At 41.9% G+C, this 16,477-nt stretch carries 12 protein-coding genes; all 12 read right to left on the bottom strand.

The features are described from left to right. Positions 1 to 11: 11 nt before the first annotated feature. Complete coding sequence (locus tag PRIP_RS06840) at positions 12 to 1,472, bottom strand: FAD-binding oxidoreductase (RefSeq protein WP_036100318.1); 1,461 nt, start codon at positions 1,470 to 1,472, stop codon at positions 12 to 14. A gap of 257 nt (positions 1,473 to 1,729) precedes the next feature. Beyond that, a complete protein-coding gene (noc, locus tag PRIP_RS06845) occupies positions 1,730 to 2,593 on the bottom strand; it encodes a nucleoid occlusion protein (RefSeq protein WP_036100320.1) in 864 nt (287 codons plus the stop codon). A 308-nt stretch (positions 2,594 to 2,901) separates the two neighbouring features. Then, a complete protein-coding gene (rsmG, locus tag PRIP_RS06850) occupies positions 2,902 to 3,618 on the bottom strand; it encodes a 16S rRNA (guanine(527)-N(7))-methyltransferase RsmG (protein ID WP_036100322.1) in 717 nt (238 codons plus the stop codon). 9 nt (positions 3,619 to 3,627) lie between these two features. Further along, positions 3,628 to 5,514 carry a tRNA uridine-5-carboxymethylaminomethyl(34) synthesis enzyme MnmG gene (gene mnmG, locus PRIP_RS06855; protein ID WP_036100324.1) on the bottom strand — a complete coding sequence of 629 codons (1,887 nt, stop codon included), beginning with the start codon at positions 5,512 to 5,514 and terminating at the stop codon, positions 3,628 to 3,630. An 11-nt stretch (positions 5,515 to 5,525) separates the two neighbouring features. Then, complete coding sequence (gene mnmE / locus PRIP_RS06860) at positions 5,526 to 6,905, bottom strand: tRNA uridine-5-carboxymethylaminomethyl(34) synthesis GTPase MnmE (RefSeq protein ID WP_036100326.1); 1,380 nt, start codon at positions 6,903 to 6,905, stop codon at positions 5,526 to 5,528. Between the two features lie 329 nt (positions 6,906 to 7,234). Beyond that, positions 7,235 to 9,760, bottom strand: coding sequence for a DNA gyrase subunit A (gene gyrA / locus PRIP_RS06865; protein ID WP_036100328.1), 2,526 nt, complete (start codon positions 9,758 to 9,760; stop codon positions 7,235 to 7,237). Between the two features lie 99 nt (positions 9,761 to 9,859). After that, complete coding sequence (gene gyrB / locus PRIP_RS06870; RefSeq protein WP_052008778.1) at positions 9,860 to 11,800, bottom strand: DNA topoisomerase (ATP-hydrolyzing) subunit B; 1,941 nt, start codon at positions 11,798 to 11,800, stop codon at positions 9,860 to 9,862. 58 nt (positions 11,801 to 11,858) lie between these two features. Next, positions 11,859 to 12,971 carry a DNA replication/repair protein RecF gene (gene recF / locus PRIP_RS06875; RefSeq protein WP_036100330.1) on the bottom strand — a complete coding sequence of 371 codons (1,113 nt, stop codon included), beginning with the start codon at positions 12,969 to 12,971 and terminating at the stop codon, positions 11,859 to 11,861. Positions 12,972 to 12,993: 22 nt separating this feature from the next. Continuing rightward, positions 12,994 to 13,212, bottom strand: a complete 219-nt coding sequence (yaaA, locus tag PRIP_RS06880; protein ID WP_036100572.1) for a S4 domain-containing protein YaaA — start codon at positions 13,210 to 13,212, stop codon at positions 12,994 to 12,996. Positions 13,213 to 13,336: 124 nt separating this feature from the next. Continuing rightward, positions 13,337 to 13,831, bottom strand: coding sequence for a GNAT family N-acetyltransferase (locus PRIP_RS06885; protein ID WP_036100331.1), 495 nt, complete (start codon positions 13,829 to 13,831; stop codon positions 13,337 to 13,339). A gap of 41 nt (positions 13,832 to 13,872) precedes the next feature. Beyond that, a complete protein-coding gene (locus PRIP_RS06890) occupies positions 13,873 to 15,225 on the bottom strand; it encodes an MATE family efflux transporter (RefSeq protein ID WP_036100332.1) in 1,353 nt (450 codons plus the stop codon). A gap of 83 nt (positions 15,226 to 15,308) precedes the next feature. Next, the gene (gene dnaN, locus PRIP_RS06895; protein WP_036100333.1) at positions 15,309 to 16,454 is read right to left on the bottom strand and encodes a DNA polymerase III subunit beta; all 1,146 of its coding nucleotides are present in this window, start codon (positions 16,452 to 16,454) and stop codon (positions 15,309 to 15,311) included. Between the last annotated feature and the right edge of the window lie 23 nt (positions 16,455 to 16,477).

The following is a 16,477-nucleotide window of genomic DNA, read 5'->3' on the forward strand; positions in this document are numbered from 1 at the left end:
CTTACCTTGCTTTAATCCAAAAACTCAAGCGGAATAATGCTTCCAGCGTTCATCACGTTATTCGGATCAAATGCTTGCTTCAACGTTTTCAAAATATAGAACGAAGAACCATACTCATCTTTAATCCACGGCGCGCGCGCTTTTCCGACGCCATGATGATGCACCATCGTACCACCATGTTTCAGCGATTCCTCCACGATAATTTTGTTAATCGGATTATGATATTTATGAATTTCCTCTGTAGGCTCACAGTTCAAATCGTAATAATATACGAAATAAAGATTCGTCCCGTTGATATAACTATGCGATGAATGCCCACCAACCCAAGTCACATCAGGCACTTCCGCCTTCACACGGCGACAAGCAGACTCATAAATCGCGTTAATATTGCCCCAATCTGCCGCAATTTCGGTCGTGAATCCCATATTTTTCGTAGCTACGATTTCTTCACGCTCTTCTGCAACCTGCTCGGGGAACCAATTCAAATTCGCGAACCAATCCGCAATTAACTGGCTTTTCACCTGTTCACATTGTTTGTATTTCGCCACGATTTTTTCAATTCCAGCACCCGTCGCTTCCGTAATTCCCGCAGGACCTTCCGCCATGAAAATCAGAACGCATTTATCCTTTTGGAAATGAGAGAAATGTCCCGCAGCATCCGCCACATCATAAAGTCGCGCAATCGAAGGCTTGTAACCCTCCACCATCACCTCACGCAAAATCTCAAATCCAACCGACATATCATCCAGCGTATAACCATAAAAACGATGATTCTCCGGCTTATATTTAAAAATTTTCACCGTAACTTCCGTAATGTAGCACAGCGCCCCTTCATTACCGACCACAACATGGCGAATATCAGGACCAGCCGCGCGTCTTGGCACATTTTTAATCCGCGTCACTTCTCCATTTGGAAACACCGCTTCAAGTCCAACAATCATGTCTTCAATACCACCATAAAGTGTAGAGAATTGCCCTGTACTACGCGTTGCCACAAGACCGCCCATTTGCGCTAGCGGTTTTGACTGCGGCGAATGTCCCGTTGTTAAACCTTTTTCACGTAGCAAGTTCTCGATGTCTTCTAATACCACACCCGCTTCACACGTCACTTGCATATTATATTCATCAATTTTGATTACCTTATTCAATCCAGAGCCATCCAAAACGATATGATTCGGCTTCACCGATTCCAACATACTCTCAAGCGCCGAATTCCCAGTCCGTGGAATACAATTAACCCCATTCTCATTACAAAACTTCAATACATTCGCAATATCATCCGTATTTCTAGCCTTCACAATCGCAGCAGGAATCGGTTGCGTAAAAATCCCCGAAATATCCTCATACTTGCGATAACGGTCAATACTCGCGTGTTGCAACGTCTCTCCATCTGTCACAACATTAGCGCCTCCAACCAAACCTTCCATTGCCTCTACGATTTTCTCACGAGATAAAGCTGTTGATAAAACCATGCTAAAATAACCCCTTCCGATCTGCTTTTTCACCAAAAATGGTAAATTTTTCTGTTTTTAGAGCACAAAAAAAGCGCACTCCTACAAATTAGGAGTCGCTTATCTCAATTCTCTAGCAACTAACTACAGTATATAAAACGCTTACAGGAAAGTCAAGGAGAAGTTCTATATTTTATGTAGCGATTTTTCGTTACTATTTTCACATAAATTAACTACAAAAAAGGCTACCACACATTGTTTGTGAAATAGCCTTATTCTTATTTCTTCGACTGCTTTGGAATTTGAATCGTAATCTGATAAAAATCATCCGACTCTTCTTCTTCCATTTGAAGATCCATTCCATTATCCTTCACCATCGTGATCGACTGCTTAATCGTATTCACAGCAATCCGAACATCACGACTAATCGCTTTACGTTGCGGTTTTGCTTTCTTTGGTTCAGGTTTGGCATGAAGAGAGGCGATATGTTGCTCCGTTTCCTTCACATTCCATTTATTTTCCACAATCTTCGCCAACACGGCTAATTGTTGCTCTTCCTCTTCTAAAACTAACAACGATCGCGCATGACGTTCAGAAATTTGCTTATCTAAAACCGCTTGCTGAATCGATTCGGGCAATCGTAATAAACGTAATTTATTAGCGACCGCAGATTGGCTTTTACCAACACGTTGCGCCAGCGCTTCTTGCGTAATTCCTTGCATATCTAGCAAACTTTGATACGCTTTAGCCTCTTCAATGGGTGTTAATTCCTCACGTTGCAAGTTCTCAATCAGAGCAATCGCCGCGACTTCATCATCCGTTAAACTTTGGATAATTGCCGGAATATGCTCCCATTCTAGCGAAGAAACCGCGCGAAATCTACGTTCACCAGCAATAATTTCATATTTTTCAGGCTCGTATTCACGTACAACTATTGGCTGAATAACGCCGTGAATCCTAATTGTTCTTGCCAATTCTTCAATTTTGGATGCATCGAACACAGTTCTTGGCTGAAAGCGATTCGGAATGATAGCTGCAATAGGAAGTTCCACGATTTTCTGCATGAAGTCCTCCACAATTTCTTCCGTCTCAATCTCAATGTATTCCTTATCTTTCTTTCCGAACAAACGCGAAAAAGGCATTCCTATCATCCCTTCTAATTAGTTAAATCTACTGTCCATTCTAGCAGAAAATCCCCCATAAATATATCAAGACTATAGAAAAATTATATTTTAAAAAAAATAACCTGTCCGTATCTCCAAACCTCAGCGTGCCGACAAATGCCCATATCCTAGGCATGGACTAACCCTTCACTTCGTTCACGCTTATATTGGAACTGTAACTCGTTACACGTCGAACAGTTCCAACAACGCGGAGCGTACTTGAGTACGAGAGCATCGGAACGGAACTTTTAACGACGGAGATGGGCGTTTGTCGGCACGCTGAGTCATCATTCGATTGGTTGCTTGTTTGGCGTTCCAGCCTTACGTGGATATTTATTTGGCGTTTCCTTCACTTTCTCAATCAAATATAAGTTCCGCTCACTGTCCTCAACCGGAAGCGAAAAAGCAAAATGATCTTTCACTTTACCGCCAAGTGTTGCGATGGCTTTCGCGCCAACTTTGAGCTCCTGCTCTGCCTGCATCCCTTTCATCGCAAGGAAAAAACCGTTCTTTTTAGCAAGTGGCAAACAAAGCTCTGTCAGCACACTCATTCTCGCCACAGCACGTGCCGTCACAAGATCAAATGTCCCGCGAAATGCCTTATTTTGTCCAAACTCTTCAGCTCTCGCATGATGGAAATGAACCCGATCCAATCCTAATTCAGCTGCCAATGCATCTAAAAAAGTAATCCGTTTTTGCAAAGAATCAACAATCGTCACATCTAAATGCGGGAAACAAATCTTAATTGGGATACTGGGAAATCCAGCGCCAGCACCGACATCACAAACCGTTCCAATCTCTTTGAAATCCACATAAAAAGCCGCTGAAATCGAATCATAAAAATGTTTCAAATACACTTCATCACGATCCGTAATTGCCGTCAAATTCATCTTTTCATTCCATTCTACGAGCATCTTGAAATACGCGTCAAATTGCACCATTTGCTCATCCGATAAAGCGATACCTTGTTGCAATAACTGTTCTCTAAACTGTTCTGGATTCACATTTTTCCCTCACTTTACTTTTGCGATTTTTCCTTGTTCAATATACACTAACAAAATAGAAATATCAGCTGGATTCACGCCTGAAATACGACTAGCTTGGGCAATCGATAGCGGCTGAATCTTCTTCAATTTCTCCAAAGCTTCCGTCGCCAAACTGCCAATCGCATCGTAATCAATGTTTTCAGGGATTTTCTTATCTTCCATCCGCTTCATTTTTTCCACTTGATTCAATGATTTCTCAATATAACCTTCATACTTAATCTGAATTTCCACTTGTTCCTCAATATCAAGCGTAAGCGATGTTTCACGTGAAACAATTTCCATCAAAATATCATACGTAATCTCAGGTCTACGTAAGAAATCTGCCGCCAATACACCATCTTTCAGCTCTGTACTGCCCATATCAACAAGCATCTTCTGAACTTCCGCAGTTGGCTTAATCCGCGTTGTTTTCAGACGTTCTTTCTCCGCCGCAATCGCTTCTCGTTTCGCCACAAATCGCGCGTAACGTTCATCACTAATCAGACCAATCTCATGGCCAATCTCCGTCAAACGCAAATCCGCATTATCATGGCGTAACAACAACCGATACTCTGCGCGAGACGTCAGCAAACGATAAGGCTCTTCCGTCCCCTTCGTCACTAGGTCATCAATCAAAACGCCAATATACGCTTCATCGCGACCAAGAACAATTGGTTCCTTACCAGAAGCACGACGCGCCGCATTAATACCAGCCATCAATCCTTGTCCTGCAGCTTCTTCATAACCACTTGTTCCATTCAATTGTCCCGCCGTATACAAATTTTCCACACGTTTTGTTTCTAACGATGGCCACAACTGATCTGGCATTACCGCATCATATTCAATCGCATAACCAACGCGCATCATTTCTACATTTTCAAGTCCAGGAATCGTCGTTAACATCTCACGTTGCACATCTTCAGGCAAACTCGTCGACAACCCTTGCACATAAACTTCCTCCGTATTACGACCTTCAGGTTCCAAGAAAATTTGATGGCGCGGCTTATCACTAAAACGAACAATTTTATCCTCAATCGAAGGACAATAACGCGCGCCCGTTCCTTTTTTCGTAGCCGTGAACATTGGCGAACGATGCAAGTTCTTCTCTATAATTTGGTGCGTCGCTTCATTCGTATACGTTAACCAACAAGGCAACTGATCCATAATAAAGTCTACCGTTTCATAACTAAAAGCACGTGGAACATCATCCCCCGGCTGAATTTCCGTTTTCGAATAATCAATTGAACTCGATTTCACACGTGGCGGCGTACCTGTTTTGAAGCGACGTAGCTCAAAACCAAGTTCCTCCAAATGCTCCGAAAGCTTAATAGAAGGTTGCTGATTGTTCGGACCACTTGAATAACGTAGTTCCCCAACAATAATCTCCCCACGTGAAAAAGTTCCTGTCGTTAGTACAACCGTTTTGGCATGATAAATCGCGCCGCTATTCGTAATAACACCTTTACAAACGCCATCCTCAATGACAAGGCGATCCACAAGCCCTTGACGCAACGTCAAATGTTCTTCTTTTTCAATCGTATGCTTCATTTCGTGTTGATAATCCCATTTATCTGATTGCGCACGCAAAGCACGAACAGCAGGGCCTTTTCCGGTATTTAACATCCGCATTTGAATGTGCGTTTTATCCGTATTACGACCCATTTCGCCGCCCAACGCATCAATTTCCCTCACTACAACGCCCTTGGCCGGGCCACCGACAGAAGGATTACAAGGCATGAACGCCACCATATCTAAATTAATCGTAAGCATCAATGTTTTTGCACCAATTCGAGCACTCGCAAGACCAGCCTCAACGCCAGCATGACCCGCACCAACAACAATAACATCATAGCTTCCCGCATCATAAGTTTGCATTTTTGAACACATCACTTTCCTAAACAAAATTGGTTAAACAACTGGTCGAGCAATTCATCCTGCACCGACTCACCGATAATTTCTCCAAGTAAATCCCAAGCTCGCGTCATATCAATCTGCACGATATCGACCGGCATACCAGCCTCAACACCCTCAATCACCGCATCAATCGCCTGAATTGCCTCATGCAAAAGCGCAATGTGACGCGCATTCGAAACATACGTCGCGTCCCCTGCATCAATCCCACCAGCAAAAAACAATTCCTTAATCGCCAGCTCCAATTCCGCAATTCCAGCCTCATTCACAAGCGAAGTCTCGACTACCGGATTCTCACCAGCAAGCTGTCTAACCCGTGCTACATCAATATTCTGCGCCAAATCCGTCTTATTCAAAACAACCACGAAATTCTGACCCGCGACCGCTTCAAACAACGCCTCATCCTCCACGCTCAACGGCTCATGCTGATTTAGTACCAACAAAATAAAATCCGCTTCCTGTAAAGCTTTGCGCGATCGTTCCACGCCTATTTTTTCAACAATATCTTCCGTCTCGCGAATTCCGGCCGTATCAATCAAGCGCAACGGCACACCACGAACATTCACATACTCCTCAATAATGTCCCGTGTCGTCCCCGCAATATCCGTCACGATCGCCTTCTCCTCTTGAATCAACTGATTAAGCAAAGACGATTTCCCGACATTCGGCCGACCAATAATCGCCGTCGCCAGCCCCTCACGCAGAATTTTACCCTGTTGCGCCGTCAACAACAACTGCTCCACCGAAGCACGCACCAATTGCGCTTTCTCCACGAGCATCCGTTGCGTCATCTCTTCCACATCATCATATTCTGGATAATCAATGTTCACCTCAACCTGAGCCAGCGCATCTAAAATTTCCTGCCTCAAACTGCGAATCAACCGCGACAAATTCCCGTCCATCTGCTGCAACGCCACACCCATCGCACGATCCGTCTTCGCTCGAATCAAATCCATCACAGCTTCCGCTTGCGACAAATCAATCCGTCCATTCAAAAAGGCTCGTTTCGTAAACTCCCCAGGTTCCGCCAATTTCGCACCATTTCGCAGCAAAAGTTGCAACACCCTATTCACCGAAACAATCCCACCATGTGCATTAATCTCGACCACATCTTCCCGTGTAAACGTGCGCGGCGCCCGCATCACAGTCACCATGACCTCCTCAACCGTCTCACCCGTACTCGGATCCACAATATGACCATAATGAATCGTATGGCTTTCCACGTCCCCTAACGATTTTTGCGCATAAAAAATACGATCCGCTATCTGAATCGCCTCATCACCGCTCAAACGAATAATAGCAATGGCTCCCTCGCCTGGCGGTGTTGAGATCGCAGCAATTGTATCAAATTCCATTCTTTACCCACCTTCCTAGAAAAATCCGCTCACAAAAACAAGCCCGATTTCCCAATCGAATAAATTTTGGCACATGACCTGTGCGTATCATCAACATTTGCTCCGCTTTCACCAAAGCTAATAATGTTGGTCTGTATATAAAGTTATCCAGAAATGTTATCCACATATCCAGAACTTTTTCGATTTTAAAAATATCATACCTTTTATTTTAACTTATCCACATGTGAATAACAATAGTTTTGGAATAATTTCTTTATTTATCCACAAGAAAAATCTTAGCGACGCAAAAAAAGAAACCCTGCAAACTCATTCACAGGATTTCTCATATATTATTCTTCTGTTGTTTCTCCATTATCGGTTTCTGGATTCTCGACTGTTTTAACAACTTCATTGCCCTCAGTCTCATCATCCACAAATTCATCTTCTTCCTCTTTCGGCACTTTCGCCACCGTTGCAACGCGTTCTTCATCATCTAAGCGAATCAGTTTCACACCCATTGCACTACGACCAGTTTGCGAAATATCACCGACAGAGAAGCGAATCAGAACGCCGCCAATCGTCATTAACATCAAGTCCTCTTCACCAGTAACAGTTTTCAGAGCGACAAGATTTCCGTTTTTTTCCGTGATTGTAACGGTTTTAACACCCATACCACCACGATTGCGAAGCGGATAATTCTCGGCAAGTGTTTGTTTCCCATAACCCTTCTCGGTCACTACAAGCACCTTCTCGTCGTCTTCAAGGATTTCCATACCAATAACTTCATCCTCTTCACGCAACCGAATACCACGCACACCGGCAGCCGTACGACCCATTACGCGAATATCGGTTTCCTCAAAGTAAATCGACTGACCAAATTTCGTTCCAATAATGATTTTCTTGCTGCCATCCGTCATTTGCACAGAAATCAGCTCATCATTTTCACGAAGTTCCACAGCACGCAAGCCGCTTTGACGAATCTTCGCAAATTGTGTCAACGTACTACGCTTCACAACACCAAGTTTCGTTGTAAAGAACAAATATTGATCATCCGTGAAATCACGCAAGTTAATTACCGCATTGACCTTCTCTTGACTCTCAATACCGAGCAAGTTAATAATCGGAATACCTTTCGCAGTTCGGCTGTACTCCGGAATTTCATATCCCTTCGCACGATAAACCTTCCCCGTATTCGTAAAGAACAGCAACGTATCATGCGTACTCGTCGCCACAAGATGCTCTACAAAATCATCTTCATGCGTTGACATACCTTGCACACCACGACCACCGCGACGCTGGCTACGATAAGTAGAAAGTGGCAAACGCTTGATATAACCTTTGTTCGTAAGCGTAATCGCAACTTCTTCTTCTGGAATTAAATCTTCATCTTCCAAACTTACCAAATCACCCGCCAAAATTTCCGTACGGCGCTTGTCTGCATATTTCTCTTTGATCTCCGTCAATTCCTCACGAATAACCTCCAAAATACGCTCATCGTCCGCTAAAATTTCTTTCAGGTCTGTGATTAAAGCCATCAAGCTATTAAACTCATCCTCAATTTTATCGCGTTCCAAACCAGTTAGACGTTGCAAACGCATATCTAAAATCGCCTGAGCTTGTTTATCAGAAAGACTAAATTGTGTCATCAAACCTTCTTTGGCAATATCTGCCGTTTTTGATGCCCGAATTAGTTTTATTACTGCGTCAATATTATCTAGTGCAATACGCAAACCTTCTAAAATATGCGCACGAGCTTCCGCTTTACGCAGTTCAAATTCCGTACGACGACGGATAACGATTTTTTGATGTTCTAAATAATGGTATAGAATTTCTTTTAAGTTCAGCACTTTCGGATGATTATTAACCAAAGCAAGCATATTAATACCAAAAGTCGTTTGCAGAGCTGTCATTTTATACAGATTATTAATAATAACACTAGCGCTAACATCTCGGCGAACTTCAATAACCATACGCATACCAGTACGGTCAGATTCATCATTGGCAGAAGTAATACCATCAATTTTCTTCTCACGAGCAAGTTCCGCAATTCGTTCTAACAAGCGAGCTTTATTGACTTGGTACGGCAATTCTGTAATAACGATTGTTTCTTTCCCATTATTCTTCGTCTCAATCTCTACACGAGCACGAAGCGTAATCGATCCACGCCCCGTTTCATAAGCACGACGAATTCCAGAACGTCCCATAATCATCCCAGCAGTTGGAAAATCAGGACCTGGGATATGTTCCATCAACTCACGAATCTCAATATCTGGATTATGACTAAGCGCAAGCACCCCATCAATAACCTCACCAAGATGATGCGTAGGAATATTTGTAGCCATACCAACCGCAATCCCTGAAGAACCATTGACAAGCAAGTTCGGGAAACGCGCTGGTAAAATATTAGGTTCCCGCTCCGAACCATCATAGTTATCAACATAATCAATCGTATCTTTATTTATATCACGCAAAAGTTCCATCGAAATCTTCGACATTCTAGCTTCTGTATAACGCATCGCAGCCGCCATGTCTCCATCGACAGACCCGAAGTTACCATGTCCATCAACAAGCATATTCCGATAACTAAAATCTTGCGCCATCCGAACCATCGTGAAGTAAACCGCCGTATCACCATGTGGGTGGTACTTACCGATAACTTCCCCAACAATACGTGCAGATTTCTTATACGCTTTATCAGACGTCATCCCAAGATCATTCATCGCATATAAAATACGACGGTGAACAGGTTTCAAGCCATCTCTAACATCTGGAAGTGCACGAGCAACAATAACACTCATTGCATAATCTAGAAAAGAAGTACGCATTTCTTTATTTAAATTTACTTCCGTTATTCTTGATTCTGGTGTTTCTGACATTTTTTAAGAAACCTCCTTCAAATTACAAACCGTATGTATTTCCCGGGAAATAATCATATTGCGTTTATTTCCCGGGAAATATTATTTATTTTTATGAGCTTACACGTCTAAATTTTTCACGTATTGTGCGTTTTCTTCAATGAATTTGCGTCGTGGTTCTACATTATCACCCATCAGCATTTCAAAAGTTTCATCCGCATCAATCGCATCTTCAATACCTACCTGAAGCAATGTCCTATGTTCTGGGTTCATCGTTGTATCCCATAATTGCTCTGGATTCATCTCACCCAAACCTTTATAACGTTGAATACTATATTTTGTATCAGCTTCTAAAGTCGCCAAGTAGTCTTCTAATTGATTGTCACTATAAACATACTCTTGCATTTTACCATGCTTTATTTGATAAAGTGGTGGCTGGGCAATATAGATATAGCCGGCATCTACAAGCGGTCGCATATAACGATAAAACAATGTTAATAGAAGCGTACGAATATGTGCACCATCCACATCGGCATCGGTCATGATAATCAATTTATGATAACGCGCTTTTGCCACATCAAAATCGCCACCAAAACCAGTTCCCATCGCTGTAAAAATGGTTCTAATTTCCTCGTTCGCCAAAATTTTATCTAAGCGAGCCTTTTCCACGTTCAGAATTTTACCACGAATTGGAAGTATCGCTTGGAATAAACGATCACGACCTTGTTTTGCAGAACCACCGGCTGAATCACCCTCAACGATGTACAGTTCGCTTATTTCAGGATTTCGAGACGAACAATCGGCTAATTTACCAGGTAAACTAGAAATTTCGAGTCCACTGGATTTCCGTGCGACTTCACGTGCACGTTTCGCAGCAAGACGAGCACGACTCGCTACAACACCCTTCTCAACAATTTTCTTCGCTACCGTAGGGTTTTCCATTAAGAACTTATCTAAAGCAGCTGAGAATAGCTTATCGGTAATGGTACGTGCTTCCGAGTTCCCAAGTTTCGTTTTCGTTTGTCCTTCGAATTGTGGATCAGGATGCTTGATTGAAATGATTGCTGTCAAACCTTCACGCACATCTTCCCCAGACAAGTTATCATCATTATCTTTAAACAACTTATTGCGTCGTGCATAATCATTAATAACACGCGTCAATGCTGTTTTAAAGCCAGATTCATGCGTTCCACCTTCATACGTGTGGATATTATTCGCAAACGAAATGATATTGCTCGCAAAACCTGTATTATATTGCATCGAAACCTCAACCATGATGCCTTCACGTTCGCCTTCAATGTAAATCGGCTCTTCATGAATAACCTCTTTAGAACGGTTTAAATGCTCTACGTACGACTTGATTCCGCCTTCATAATGGTAATCTTGGCGTTGCTCATGTTCTGCACGTTTATCTTCAATCGATATTTTCAAACCACGGTTCAAGAAAGCAAGCTCTCTTGTACGCGTTCTAAGCGTGTCATACTCAAACTCTGTCGTTTCTTTAAAAATTTCTGGATCAGGTGTGAAATGAACAATCGTTCCGCGATAATCAGATTCACCACGTTCTTCCAAGTCCATTACTACATTACCTTGTTCAAAACGTTGGTAATATTGCTTTCCGTCACGGTGAACTTGTACTTCTAGGCTTGTAGACAAGGCATTAACAACTGACGCACCAACACCATGCAGACCGCCAGAAACCTTGTACCCGCCGCCGCCGAACTTACCGCCAGCATGAAGCACCGTAAAGATAACTTCAACCGTTGGGCGTCCCACTTTTTCATTGATACCAGTTGGGATTCCACGACCATTATCTTTAACCGTGATGCTATTATCCTTCTCAATCGTTACTTCAATTTCCGTACAAAATCCAGCCAGCGCCTCATCAATACTATTATCAACAATTTCCCAAACTAGATGATGTAAGCCACGTTGACTAGTCGAACCAATATACATCCCCGGTCTTTTACGAACCGCTTCGAGACCTTCTAAAACTTGAATCTGATCGTCACTATATTCAGCCGCACTTTCATGCACATTCGTCATATTTTCCTCAGTCATCCTAACATTCCACCGCGCTTTCTTTTTCATTAAATCTATTATGACGCCAAATTCGGCGCTATTGCTTCGTTACCGTACCTTTATCGACTAAAAATGTCGTCGCACTATTAATCGTCTCATGGTCGATGCCATCCGTGCTTGTCGTCGTCACAAATGTCTGCACTTTCCCTTGAATTGCCGCCAATAAATGCGATTGTCGGAAATCATCCAACTCACTAAGTACATCATCCAACAGCAAAACCGGATACTCACCCGTCTCCTCAAAAATCAAATCAATTTCTGCAAGCTTAACCGAAAGCGCCGTCGTGCGTTGCTGTCCTTGCGAACCAAACACTTGTACATTTTGCCCATTAACGTAAAAGAAGAGATCATCTCGGTGTGGGCCGATTAGCGTGACACCTCGATCGATTTCTCTTTGAGCAATGGATTCCATTTTCTTATATAAATTGGCTTGCCATTCTTCTGGGTTTGCACCTTCTAGCTCAACAGATGGCTTGTATTCTAATTTCAAATGCTCCAATTCACGTGAAATCTTAAAATGAATCGGAACAGCGAATTGTTCTAGCCTCTCAATAAAATCCGTGCGCCGCTTCGTCAACTTCACAGCTACTTCGATAAACTGCTCCGTCAAAATCTGCCACATCGTCGGATCTGACTTCCGCTTTATCTGCGCTTGCTTTAAAAAATGATTGCGTTGTTGCAAAATTCGTTGATACTGACTTAAATCGTGTAAATAAACTGGCTGCATTTGACCGATTTCCATGTTAATAAAACGTCTTCTAACACCAGGAGCGCCTTTTACGAGCGACAAATCTTCTGGTGCGAACATGACCACATTCAAATTCCCGACATATTGGCTTAGCTTCTTCTGTTCTAAATGATTTACTTTCGCTTTCTTGCCTTTTTGCGTCAGTGTTAATTCCAGTGGAACCGATTGTCCATGTTTCTCCACGCGACCTTCAATCTTGGCCGATTCAGCATCCCAGCTAATAAAGTCCTTGTCATTCGGTGTTCGGTGCGATTTAGCCACCGCTAGGATTAAAATCGCCTCTAACAAATTTGTTTTTCCTTGCGCGTTCTCTCCTAAAAAAACATTGACATTGTTATCGAATGAAAGTTCCTGTTCTTCATAATTCCGAAAATGTCGCAAAACTAAGTTCTCTAAATGCATATAACCCCTTATCCCTCTTTAATCAGCCTTGTTGGATTTGGACTTTGCCCTCACCTGGAACTAAAACAACATCGCCATTTCGCAACTTACGACCGCGACGATTATCTTCTTCCCCGTTAATATACACAACATTCTCACTTAAAAATGCCTTTGCCATGCCACCAGATGAGATAACATCCATCATTTGAAGCAGTTGTCCAAGTGTTATAAATTCGGTATTAATTTTAATACTATCCGCCAATTTTTTCACGTCCAATCTTAATAAGCCCTATTCTTCTATTTTACTCGAAAATCAGGCAGAACACAACGAAATTATTTATATATGCGTTTTTTAGCTTATTTTTGCAAAACCAAGTAGGGGGATATTATTTTGGTTTATAAATAAATATGGGGCTTCTGAGCGGATTTTTATTTTTAAAGCACAAAACTTCCTTCGTTCCTTGCTTCCAACCGGCATCTTTAAAACCGATAGACAAAAATAAGTTTTTTGCAATCGTGTTTTCAGGTGTCACGGCAACTTTTACTTCGATGCTTTCCGGATTTTTTACAAAAACAAAGTCCACCAATTGCTCCAAAGCACGGCGTCCAATTCCTTGGTGTTGATAATCTTTATCGACTAAGAAGCCCGAAATCCAATGATTGTCCTTCGAGTCATTTTCAAATGTATACATAATAAAACCAACAAGTTGGTCCTCTGAATAAATTCCATACGGCGTGAATACAAGATTTGAATCCGCAGGCTCGTCATGACTCCACATTAAAGAGTCAGCAACCGAGTCTACAAACGGCTTTTGTTCACGAAAAACACTTAATTCTGAAGCTGCTTCCCATTTTTCAGGTTTTAATTTTCTTACAAACATCTATATTCTACTCCTTTATCTTAACTCTAATATCTATTCTACTATACATCTTTCTTGATAACAGCTTTGCGCATCCAACGGCCCGATTTATATCGCCACAAGCCAAGCATTGTCGCACTAACCCAAGCAACCGGTGTCGCCCACCATAAGCCCATATAACCTAAGAATTGTGACAAAATGAAACCAATCGCAAGCCTAGAAGCCAGTTCAAAAATGCCCATCCAAAGCGGCACAATCGCATCACCAGTTCCACGTAACGTTTCCCGAACGACGAACAAAATTCCGACAACAACATAGAATAATGACACAATTTTCAAGTAGCCTGTTCCGATGGTCAAAGCTTCCGTCGCCGAGCTATCCAAAAACAACGTTAAAAACTGATGCGCAAAAATCTGTACTAGTACAGTAAGCGTCAAACTGACAACTGTCACGACTTTTATCCCAGACCAAAAGCCTTCTTTAACACGATCAATTTTTCCAGCTCCCATATTTTGACCAGCAAACATCGAAGACGCTGCACCAAAGGCAATACCAGGCTGATATGTAAGTGAGTCAATCCGACTTGCCGCCGTGTAAGCCGCAACAACAGTCGCACCGAAACTATTAATCAAGCCTTGAATCGCCATATTTCCAATCGAAATAAACGAACCTTGCAACGCAGAAGGCAACGCAATTCGGAAAATCTCCTTGAAAATCGCGCGATCAAAATGTAAATCCTTCTTTTTCAAACGCATATAAGGCACATGCCGATACCCATAAATAATACATAAAATAGCCGAAACCAACTGACTCACAACGGTTGCCCAAGCTGCACCAGCGACTCCTAAATCAAGTCCAACTACAAAAAGAAAGCTAAGCGCAATATTCAACAAGGATGAAATAATAAGAAAATAAAGCGGCGTAATCGAGTTCCCAAGTGCCCTTAAAATAGCCGAAATCCCGTTATAAAGCCCCATCGGTAAAATACCAATAAACAAAGTCGTCATAAAAAGCACAGAATCATCTATTATTTCTTTTGGTGTTTGCAATAAAAGTAGCAACGGTTTGGCAAGGACAATCCCAATGATCGTCAAGACAACTGAAACCAATCCAATCATGATACTAGTCGTTGCAATAACTTGTTTCAAACGATGGTAATCCTGAAAACCAAAATATTGTGCCACAACAACCGAAACTCCGCTCATCAAACCAATCACTAACGAAATAATGAAAAAGTTCAACGCATTTGTAGCCCCAACAGCAGCCAGAGCGTTCACACCAACAAATTTTCCAACAATCATCGCGTCAACCATCGTATAAAATTGCTGAAATAGATTTCCAATCAGCATCGGCATCGCAAAATAAAAAATAATTTTTGTCGGATTTCCTGTTGTCATGTCTTTAATATTGGCCATTGTTCACCCTCCTTACACAAACCATGTAATGCTATGTACACAACAAAACCCGCCCAATTCTCATTAGGCAGGCAAATTTTAGATTAATACGTACGAACCGGTGTAATCAGTTGTAGAATTTCATTAGGGTTTTCCGCATCTTTCGGACGCAATACAAACGGTCGCATTGTTCCAGAGAAAGAAATTTGAATATCCGCGCCATCGAAAGCACGCAACGCATCCATCATGTATTTCCCGTTGAATGAAATTTTCAGCTCCTCACCAGTGAAGCTTTGACTAAACACTTTTTCGGAAACATTTCCGACTTCTGGTGAATTAGAGGAAACTTCTACTTGGCCATTTTCCAATGTCATCAATTTGATTACGTTATTTCGATTTTCACGAGCAAGTAAGGACGCACGATCAATCGCTTGTAAGAATGATTTGGCATTTATAACTAAATCAGATTTCGTTTCAGTTGGAATAAGACGAGAAGTATCAGGATAACTGCCTTCCAAAAGACGCGAATAGAAAAGTAAATCTTTTAATTTAAACAGAATTTGGTTGTTGGCCAGTACCATTTCAATAGAATCTGTACCTTCATCCAAAATTTTATTTAGCTCTGACAAACTTTTACCAGGAATTACGATATTGTATTCCTCATCGATTGCTGTTGCTAGTGGAATTTCGCGCAATGCAAGACGATGACTATCCGTTGCTACTGCGGTTAGAACATTGTTTTTAATAATCCAGTTCACACCCGTTAAAACAGGACGAACTTCAATCGCCGAAACAGCAAAAACAGTTTGACGAATAATGTTTTTAAGTACAGAAATCGGGATTTGAATACTTTTTCCAGCGCTAACTTCTGGTAATTTCGGATATTCTGCGGGATCAAGTCCAATCAAGTTAAATGATGCTTGGCCAGACCGAATATTAGTTTGATAGTTAGTCGTTACTTCTATTTCCACATTTTCATCAGGTAAACGACGAACAATATCACCAAAGTAACGAGCTTGCAATACAATACCACCAAAAGTTTGAACCTCGACCAAAACTTCATCATTTTCAATAAGAGGAATGAAAGCTTCAATCGAAATATCCGAGTCACTCCCAGTAAGCGTTACACCTTCATCATTTACAGTAATTTTAATCCCAGTCAAAATTGGAATCGTTGTTCGTGAAGAAATAGCACGTGTTACTTCGTTCACCGCTTGAACAAGACGGTCGCGCTGAATTACAAATTTCATGAGAAAACCCCCCATTTTTAATT

The organism is Paenilisteria riparia FSL S10-1204 (assembly GCF_000525995.1).
Taxonomy (GTDB): Bacteria; Bacillota; Bacilli; order Lactobacillales; family Listeriaceae; genus Listeria_A; species Listeria_A riparia.

What these genes read in the sequence shown, in the direction of transcription:
- PRIP_RS06840 (WP_036100318.1), bottom strand. Translation starts at nt 1,472, where the DNA reads ATGGTTTTATCAACAGCTTTATCTCGTGAGAAAATCGTAGAGGCAATG.
- noc (WP_036100320.1), bottom strand. Translation starts at nt 2,593, where the DNA reads ATGCCTTTTTCGCGTTTGTTCGGAAAGAAAGATAAGGAATACATTGAG.
- mnmG (WP_036100324.1), bottom strand. Translation starts at nt 5,514, where the DNA reads ATGCAAACTTATGATGCGGGAAGCTATGATGTTATTGTTGTTGGTGCG.
- mnmE (WP_036100326.1), bottom strand. Translation starts at nt 6,905, where the DNA reads ATGGAATTTGATACAATTGCTGCGATCTCAACACCGCCAGGCGAGGGA.
- gyrA (WP_036100328.1), bottom strand. Translation starts at nt 9,760, where the DNA reads ATGTCAGAAACACCAGAATCAAGAATAACGGAAGTAAATTTAAATAAA.
- gyrB (WP_052008778.1), bottom strand. Translation starts at nt 11,800, where the DNA reads ATGACTGAGGAAAATATGACGAATGTGCATGAAAGTGCGGCTGAATAT.
- recF (WP_036100330.1), bottom strand. Translation starts at nt 12,971, where the DNA reads ATGCATTTAGAGAACTTAGTTTTGCGACATTTTCGGAATTATGAAGAA.
- PRIP_RS06885 (WP_036100331.1), bottom strand. Translation starts at nt 13,831, where the DNA reads ATGTTTGTAAGAAAATTAAAACCTGAAAAATGGGAAGCAGCTTCAGAA.
- PRIP_RS06890 (WP_036100332.1), bottom strand. Translation starts at nt 15,225, where the DNA reads ATGGCCAATATTAAAGACATGACAACAGGAAATCCGACAAAAATTATT.
- dnaN (WP_036100333.1), bottom strand. Translation starts at nt 16,454, where the DNA reads ATGAAATTTGTAATTCAGCGCGACCGTCTTGTTCAAGCGGTGAACGAA.